Annotated in this window: 8 protein-coding genes; 2 read left to right on the top strand and 6 right to left on the bottom strand. The window is 69.5% G+C overall.

Going from position 1 to position 7,613, the window contains the following annotated elements; genetic code table 11:
- A partial coding sequence (locus FJ694_RS35640) for a thiolase family protein (protein WP_445661320.1) occupies nt 1-133 on the bottom strand: 133 nt, incomplete at its 3' end.
- A 65-nt stretch (nt 134-198) separates the two neighbouring features.
- Nucleotides 199-1,812, bottom strand: coding sequence for a PHA/PHB synthase family protein (locus tag FJ694_RS35645; RefSeq protein WP_157272263.1), 1,614 nt, complete (start codon nt 1,810-1,812; stop codon nt 199-201).
- Between the two features lie 217 nt (nt 1,813-2,029).
- Here FJ694_RS35645 and FJ694_RS35650 point away from each other — a divergent pair, with 217 nt between their 5' ends.
- The gene (locus FJ694_RS35650) at nt 2,030-2,299 is read left to right on the top strand and encodes a hypothetical protein (RefSeq protein ID WP_157272258.1); all 270 of its coding nucleotides are present in this window, start codon (nt 2,030-2,032) and stop codon (nt 2,297-2,299) included.
- On the opposite strand, the gene pgeF is transcribed toward FJ694_RS35650, so the two are convergent.
- Both pgeF and maiA read right to left on the bottom strand, forming a co-directional pair.
- A complete protein-coding gene (gene pgeF, locus FJ694_RS35655; protein ID WP_232540374.1) occupies nt 2,231-2,995 on the bottom strand; it encodes a peptidoglycan editing factor PgeF in 765 nt (254 codons plus the stop codon). The two genes, FJ694_RS35650 and pgeF, sit on opposite strands and share 69 nt — an antisense overlap.
- A gap of 19 nt (nt 2,996-3,014) precedes the next feature.
- Nucleotides 3,015-3,653 (bottom strand): maleylacetoacetate isomerase, encoded by a 639-nt coding sequence (gene maiA / locus FJ694_RS35660; RefSeq protein ID WP_157272260.1) that lies wholly within the window; start codon nt 3,651-3,653, stop codon nt 3,015-3,017.
- Between the two features lie 130 nt (nt 3,654-3,783).
- Here maiA and FJ694_RS35665 point away from each other — a divergent pair, with 130 nt between their 5' ends.
- Nucleotides 3,784-4,329: an NUDIX hydrolase gene (locus FJ694_RS35665; RefSeq protein ID WP_157272264.1), complete on the top strand. Its 546-nt coding sequence runs from the start codon at nt 3,784-3,786 to the stop codon at nt 4,327-4,329.
- A 120-nt stretch (nt 4,330-4,449) separates the two neighbouring features.
- Here FJ694_RS35665 and lpdA read toward each other — a convergent pair whose 3' ends face one another.
- Together lpdA and aceF are read right to left on the bottom strand one after the other, a co-directional pair.
- Nucleotides 4,450-6,279, bottom strand: a complete 1,830-nt coding sequence (lpdA, locus tag FJ694_RS35670; protein WP_157272261.1) for a dihydrolipoyl dehydrogenase — start codon at nt 6,277-6,279, stop codon at nt 4,450-4,452.
- 17 nt (nt 6,280-6,296) lie between these two features.
- Nucleotides 6,297-7,613 (bottom strand): dihydrolipoyllysine-residue acetyltransferase (aceF, locus tag FJ694_RS35675; protein ID WP_157272262.1); only part of this gene is annotated, 1,317 nt, incomplete at its 5' end.

The following is a 7,613-nucleotide window of genomic DNA, read 5'->3' on the forward strand; positions in this document are numbered from 1 at the left end:
CACCCACGCCGGTCTTGTCCAGCAGCGCCTTGATCACGGTGGCGCCCAGCTCGGGCGCGGAAACCTTGGCCAGCGAACCGCCGAACTTGCCCACGGCGGTGCGGGCGGCGGCGACGATGACGATGTCGGTCATGCTTGTTATCTCCTCGTTCTCGAACTTCGGTACTTTAGGGGGCAGTCAGGCGCGAGTTGCGCGGCTCAGGCCTTCTGCTTCACGTAGCGCCCGGGAGCGGGCTCGATGGGCTTGTAGGTCTTGTTGCCCGGGGTCTTCGGCGCGGTGATTTCCTTGCCGGCATGCTGCTTGAGCCAGTCGCTCCAGTCCGTCCACCAGCTGCCCGGGTGCTCGGTGGAGGTTTCCAGCCACTGGTTGGGGTCGGCATCGAGCTGGTCGTTGGTCCAGTAGCTGCGCTTCTTCTTCTGCGGCGGGTTGATCACGCCGGCGATGTGCCCCGAGGCGCCCAGCACGTAGCGCTTGGGGCCGGAGAGGATCTGCGTGCTGGTGTAGGCCGACTCCCAGGGCACGATGTGGTCCTCGCGCGAGCCGTACAGGTACACCGGCGCCTCGATGCGCGAGAGGTCCACCTTCTCGCCGCACACGGTCAGCGCATTGGGCACGCGCAGCTTGTTCTCCAGGTACGTGTAGCGCAGGTACCAGCAGAACATCGGGCCCGGCAGGTTGGTGCTGTCGGAGTTCCAGTACAGCAGGTCGAAGGGCGGGGGCGCCTCGCCCTTGAGATAGTTGCCCACCACGTAGTTCCAGACCAGGTCGTTCGGGCGCAGGAAGCTGAACGTGGTGGCCAGCTCCTTGCCGTTGAGCAGGCCCGGGCCGTTGGGCGCCTTCTCGCCGATGGTCAGCTCGCGCAGCCGCACCGCGGCCTCGTCGATGAACAGGTCCAGCACGCCGGTGTTGCTGAAGTCCAGCAGCGTGGTCAGCAGCGTCAGGCTCGCCGCGGGCTGCTGGCCGCGCGCGGCCAGCACCGCCAGCGCCGTGCTCAGGATGGTGCCGCCCACGCAGAAGCCCAGCATGTTGAGCTTGTCCTTGCCCGTGATCTGCTGCACCACGCTGATGGCGCGGATCGGGCCCTGCTCGACGTAGTCGTCCCAGGTCTTGTGCGCCAGCGAGGCGTCGGGGTTGCGCCAGCTCAGCACGAAAACGCGGTGGCCCTGCGCGACGGTGTAGCGGATGACGCTGTTGTCGGGCTGCAGGTCCAGGATGTAGAACTTGTTGATGCACGGCGGCACGAACAGGAACGGCACCTCGTGCACCTTGGCCGTCAGCGGCTTGTACTCGATGAGCTGGAACAGCTCGTTCTCGTACACCACGGTGCCCTCGGTGGTGGCGACGTTCTTGCCCACCTCGAACACGCTCTCGTCGGTCTGCGAGACATGGCCCTGCTGGATGTCGTGCCACAGCTGCTGCAGGCCCTGGCTGATGCTCTCGCCCTTGGTCTCCAGCGCCTTGCGCTGCGCCTCGGGATTGGTGGCCAGGAAGTTGCTCGGTGCGGCGGCATCGATCCACTGCTGCACGGCGAAGCGCACGCGCGCCTTGGCCTTGGCGTCACCCTCGATCGACTCGGCCATCTGCATCAGCGTGCGCGCGTTGAGCAGGTACACCTGCGCCAAGTAGGCGGCAGCCGGGTTCTTGGCCCAGTCGGCGGCGGCGAAGCGGCGATCGCCCAGCTTGGCCGGCTCGGTGGCGGCGGCGTCGGGCTGCAGCCGGGTCAGCGTCTGGTTCCACAGCGCCGTGGCCTCGTTCAGGTACTCGCCTTGCAGCTTGGCCATGGCCTGCATGGGCAGGTTCAGGTTCGACATGCTGCGCAGCGCGTCGGAAATGGCCGCACTCAGGGCGGTGGCGTTGTCGCCGAGTTGCTGAAGCGCCGGAAAGGGCTGGAGGGTCACGCTGGTCTCCTGAGACTTATTCACGAAATCCGTTGCAAGGTGCCGTTGTAGGCCCCATGACTTACCGCATCATGACAACTGGTTTCATTGCACGAAATACGTCATTCTGCTTAATGGCGGGGTTGTTCTGATGTACCTGGTTGCCCTGGGATGGTTGTACGTGGTGCTGATGATGGCCGTGGCCGAGGCCATGGCGCCCAACGGCACGGTGCTCGGCGCCTTCTTCACCTTCCTGCTCTACGGCGCGCTGCCCCTGTCCATCGTGCTGTACCTGCTCGGCACCCCGGCCCGCCGCCAGGCGCGCCGGCGCGCCGAAGAGCGCGAGGCGGCCTCAGCGCAGCCAGACGGCGGCGGCCTGCCGCCCTGTGACCCCGTCGCGCCGAAACGAGAAGAACCGTGAGCGATCCTGCACCGTGCACCACTGTCCGCCTCTGATCTGACGCAGACCTGCCAAATTCAGCCGTCGGTGCGCGAGCGCGGGCAAGTCCGCCAGCCAGCGCGCGCTGCCGTCGGGACGGGGAGCGGGCACGAAGGCCGGGTCGGTGCCGGCGGCGTCCGGATCGGCGCCGAAGCCGCGCAGCACGTCGGCGCCCACCTCGAACGATCGCGGCCCGATGCACGGGCCGAGCCAGGCCAGCACGGCGTCCGGCGCGCAATCGGCCAGGGCGCACACCTCGGCCAGCGTGCTCTCCAGCACCCCGCCGGCCAGGCCGCGCCAGCCCGCATGCGCCGCGCCGACGGCCCGGCCATTGAGGGCGGCAAACAGCACGGGCAAGCAGTCCGCCACCTGCACCACGCAGGCCACGCCGCGCTCGGCGGTCACGGCGGCATCGGCCTCGGGCGGATCGGCCGGCGCGGGTGACACGTCGTCCACGCGCAGCCGCAGCACGCGGCTGCCGTGCACCTGGCGCAGCCACAGCGGCATGGCACCGCCCGTGGCCGCGGCGAAGCGGGCACGGTTCCCGGCCACGGCGGCCGGGTCGTCGCCCACGGCGGTGCCGAGGTTCAGGCTGTCCCAGGGCGCGGCGCTGACGCCGCCGGCGCGCGTGCTCATCAGCGCGCCCACGCCGGGCGGTGCGGGCCAGTCAGGGATCATCGCGCCCTGCAGCGGCGCGTCATTCCGCATCGGGACAGGCCGAGGGCTGCGTCTTGTCGAAGGCGTCGAGCTGCATGCAGGCCTCGAACACGCGCATCACGGTGGGCACGTGGTCGAGGCGGCAGTCGAAGCGCTGGGCGTTGAAGATCTGCGGCACCAGCACGCAATCGGCCAGGCCTGGCGTGTCGCCGTGGCAGAAGCGGCCGGTGGCCGGATGGTCCGCGATCTGGCGCTCGACCACTTCCAGCCCGGTCTCGACCCAGTGGCGGTACCAGCGGTTCTTGTCGTCCTCGCCGAGTTTGAGGTCGTGCACCAGGTAGCGCAGCACGCGCAGGTTGTTGAGCGGGTGGATCTCGCAGGCCACGTCCTGCGCCAGCGCGCGCACGCGGGCGCGGCCCAGCGCGTCGGCGGGCAGCAGCGGCGGCTGCGGGTGCGTCTCGTCGAGGTACTCGATGATGGCCATCGACTGCGTCAGCGACGCGTCGCCGTCGCGCAGCAGCGGCACCAGGCGCGAGGCCGACACGGCCGCGTAGGACTCGGCCTGGTGCTCGCGCTTGACCAGGTGCACCGGCATGTAGTCGTAGGCCAGGCCCTTGAGCGCCAGCGCGATGCGCACGCGGTAGGACGCCGAGGAGCGGAAATAGTTGTAGAGCTGCATGGGGGTTGACGCGGGACCACGGGATTGACGCGGGCCAGCATAACCGCCGTACCGGACTCACGAAAAGCGCGGGAACCCGCTGCCGCCGCCGGGGCGGCCCGGGGGGGCGCGCTAAACTCGGCCCATGCTTCTGACCGAGCGCAGCAGGATCCAGCACTGCCCTGCCTGTGGCAGCCACGTGCACTACCGCATCCCGCCCGACGACAACCGCGAGCGCGCGGTCTGTTCCGCGTGCGGGCGCATCCACTACGAGAACCCGCTCAATGTCGTCGGCACGCTGCCCACCTGGAACGACCAGGTGCTGCTGTGCCTGCGCAACATCGAGCCGCGGCGCGGCTTCTGGACGTTGCCGGCGGGCTTCATGGAACTCGGCGAGACCACCGCGCAGGGCGCGGCGCGCGAGACCGACGAGGAGGCCGGCGCGCAGATCGAGCTGGGACAGTTGTTCAGCGTCATGAACGTGCGCCAGGTCGGCCAGGTCCACCTCTACTACCTGGCCCGGCTCACCGACACGGCCTTCCATCCCGGCCCGGAGACCATCGAGGCCCGGCTCTTCACCGAGGCCGAGGTGCCCTGGGACCAGATCGCCTTCCGCACCGTGCGCGAGACGCTCAGGCGCTACTTCGAGGACCGCAAGCGCGGCCAGTTCGGGCTGCACACCGCCGACATCGAGTAAGGCGCCGGATCCGCCCCGGGCACGCGCCCTGCCCCCATGCAAAACGCGCCGCAATTGCGGCGCGTTCGTCTTTTGAGGGAGGGTGTTGGCGGCGAGGCGCGCCCCGCCGCCGTGGTCCCGTCAGCGCTTCTGCGGCGGCAGGTCGGTGCAGGTGCCGTGCGCCACTTCCGCGGCCATGCCGATGCTCTCGCCCAGCGTCGGGTGCGGGTGGATGGTCTTGCCGATGTCCACCTCGTCGGCGCCCATCTCGATGGCCAGCGCGATCTCGCCGATCATGTCGCCGGCGTGGGTGCCCACGATGCCGCCGCCCAGGATGCGGTGCGTCTCCGCGTCGAACAGCAGCTTGGTGAAGCCCTCGTCGCGGCCGTTGGCGATGGCGCGGCCCGAGGCGGTCCAGGGGAACAGGCCCTTCTTGACCTTGATGCCGCGCTGCTTGGCCTCGTCCTCGGTCAGGCCCACCCAGGCCACCTCGGGGTCGGTGTAGGCGACGCTGGGGATCACGCGCGCGTCGAAGCGCGCGTGCTCGTCGCCGGCGGCCACTTCGGCTGCCACGTGCGCCTCGTGCACCGCCTTGTGCGCCAGCATCGGCTGGCCGACGATGTCGCCGATGGCGAAGATGTGCGGCACGTTGGTGCGCATCTGCACGTCCACCGGGATGAAGCCGCGGTCGCTGACGATGACGCCGGCGTTCTCCGCGCCGATCTTCTTGCCGTTGGGCGTGCGGCCCACGGCCTGCAGCACCAGGTCGTAGGTGCCCTCGCTCTTGGTGCCGTCCAGGCCCTCGAACTGCACCTTGATGCCTTCGGGCGTGGCCTCGGCGCCCACCGTCTTCGTCTTCAACATGATGTTGTCGAAGCGCTTGGCGTTCATCTTCTGCCAGACCTTGACGAGGTCGCGGTCCGCGCCCTGCATCAGGCCGTCGAGCATCTCCACCACGTCCAGGCGCGCGCCCAGCGTGGAGTAGACGGTGCCCATCTCCAGGCCGATGATGCCGCCGCCGATGACGAGCATCTTCTTCGGTTGCTGGCGCAACTGCAGCGCGCCGGTGGAGTCCACGATGCGCGGATCGTCGGGCAGGAACGGCAGGCGCACGGCCTGCGAGCCCGCGGCGATGATGGCGTTCTTGAAGCGGATGACCTTCTCGCCGCCGCTGCGCTCCTGGCCTTCGCCCGTGGTCTCCAGCACCTTGACGTGGTGCGGGTCCACGAAGTTGCCGTAGCCGCGCACGATGGTGACCTTGCGCATCTTGGCCATGGCGCCCAGGCCGCCGGTGAGCTTGCCCACGACCTTGGACTTGTGGGCGCGCATCTTGTCGATGTCCACCGTCGGCTCGGCGTAGGTCACGCCCAGGTCGGCGAAGTGCTTGACCTCGTCCATCACCGCGGCCACGTGCAGCAGGGCCTTGGACGGGATGCAGCCCACGTTCAGGCAAACGCCGCCCAGCGTCGCGTAGCGCTCGACCAGCACCACCTTCAGCCCCAAGTCGGCGGCGCGGAAGGCCGCGGAGTAGCCGCCCGGGCCGGCGCCGAGCACGAGCATGTCGCACTCGATGTCGGCCGTGCCGGAGAAGGTCGCGGCATTCGGCGCGGGCGCCACAGGAGCGGCGACCGGGAACTTGCCTTCCTGGCCCTTGGAGTAGGACTCGGGGGCGGTGGGCTGCTCCAGCGCGCCGGCCGTGGCCGGGGCCGGCGCCGGGGCGGCGGCGGCCGCGCCGGCGGCCTCCAGCACCAGGATCAGCGAGCCTTCGCTGACCTTGTCGCCGAGGTTGAGCTTGAGTTCCTTGACGGTGCCGGCGTGCGAGGACGGGATCTCCATGGAGGCCTTGTCCGACTCCACGGTGATGAGGCTCTGCTCCTCCTTGACCGTGTCGCCGGGCTTGACCAGCAGCTCGATGACCGCGACGTCCTTGAAGTCGCCGATGTCCGGGACCTTGACTTCGATCTGTGCCATTTGATGGGTCCCTTCCCTTACAGCATCACCCGGCGGAAGTCCGCGAGGATCTGGCACAGGTAGGCGTTGAAGCGGGCGGCCGCGGCGCCGTCCACGGCGCGGTGGTCCCACGACAGCGACAGCGGCAGCGTCAGGCGCGGCACGAACTGCTTGCCGTCCCACTTGGGCTCCATGGTGCTCTTGCACACGCCCAGGATCGCGACTTCCGGCGCGTTGATGATGGGCGTGAAGTAGCGCCCGCCGATGCCGCCCAGCGACGAGATGCTGAAGCAGCCGCCGGTCATCTCGGCGGGGCCGAGCTTGCCGTCGCGGGCCTTCTTGGCCAGCTCGCTCATCTCCTGGCTGATCTGGAAGATGCCCTTCTTGTCGGCATCCTTGATCACCGGGACCATCAGCCCGTTGGGCGTGTCGGCGGCAAAGCCGATGTGGAAGTACTGCTTGAGCACGACCTGGTCGCCGTCGAGGCTCGCATTGAACTCGGGGAACTTCTTGAGCGCGGCCACGGCGGCCTTGATCAGGAAGGCCAGCATCGTCACCTTGACGCCGGACTTCTCGTTCTCCTTGTTGAGCTGCACCCGGAAGTTCTCCAGCTCGGTGATGTCCGCGTCGTCATGGTTGGTGACGTGCGGGATCACGACCCAGTTGCGGTGCAGGTTGGCGCCGCTGATCTTCTTGATGCGCGAGAGGTCCTTGCGCTCGACCGGGCCGAACTTGGCGAAGTCCACCTGCGGCCAGGGCAGCAGGCCGGGGAAGGCGCCGCCCGCGGCAGCACCGGCCGGCGCCGCGGTCGGGGCCTTGGCGGCGGCGGCCTTGGTCTGCGCCGTGCCGGCCATCACGGCCTTGACGAAGTTCTGCAGGTCGTCCTGGGTGATGCGGCCCTTGGGACCGCTGCCCTTGACTTCCTCCAGCGGCACGCCGAGCTGGCGCGCCTGGAGACGGATCGAGGGCGAGGCGTGCGGCAGGCTGCCCTTCGGGGCGCCGGGATCGTGCGCGGGCAGCGCCGCCGTCGGCGGCGTGCGCGTCGCGGCCGGCGCCAGGTCCGGCGCCGTCACGGTGGCGGCCGGAGCCGGCGCGGCGGGAGCAGGCGCCGGGGCCGCGGCGGCCGGGGCAGGCGCGGGGGCGGGGGCGCCGCCGGCCGCTTCGAGCAGCACCAGCACCGAGCCCTCGTTGACCTTGTCGCCGAGCTGCACGCGCACTTCCTTGACCGTGCCGGCATGCGACGACGGGATCTCCATGGAGGCCTTGTCGGACTCCACGGTGATCAGGCTCTGCTCGACCTTGACCTGGTCGCCGGGCTTGACGAACACCTCGATCACGGCGACGTCCTTGAAGTC

Origin of the sequence: Azohydromonas aeria, assembly GCF_009760915.1 — a bacterium.
Classification (GTDB): Bacteria; Pseudomonadota; Gammaproteobacteria; order Burkholderiales; family Burkholderiaceae_C; genus Azohydromonas; species Azohydromonas aeria.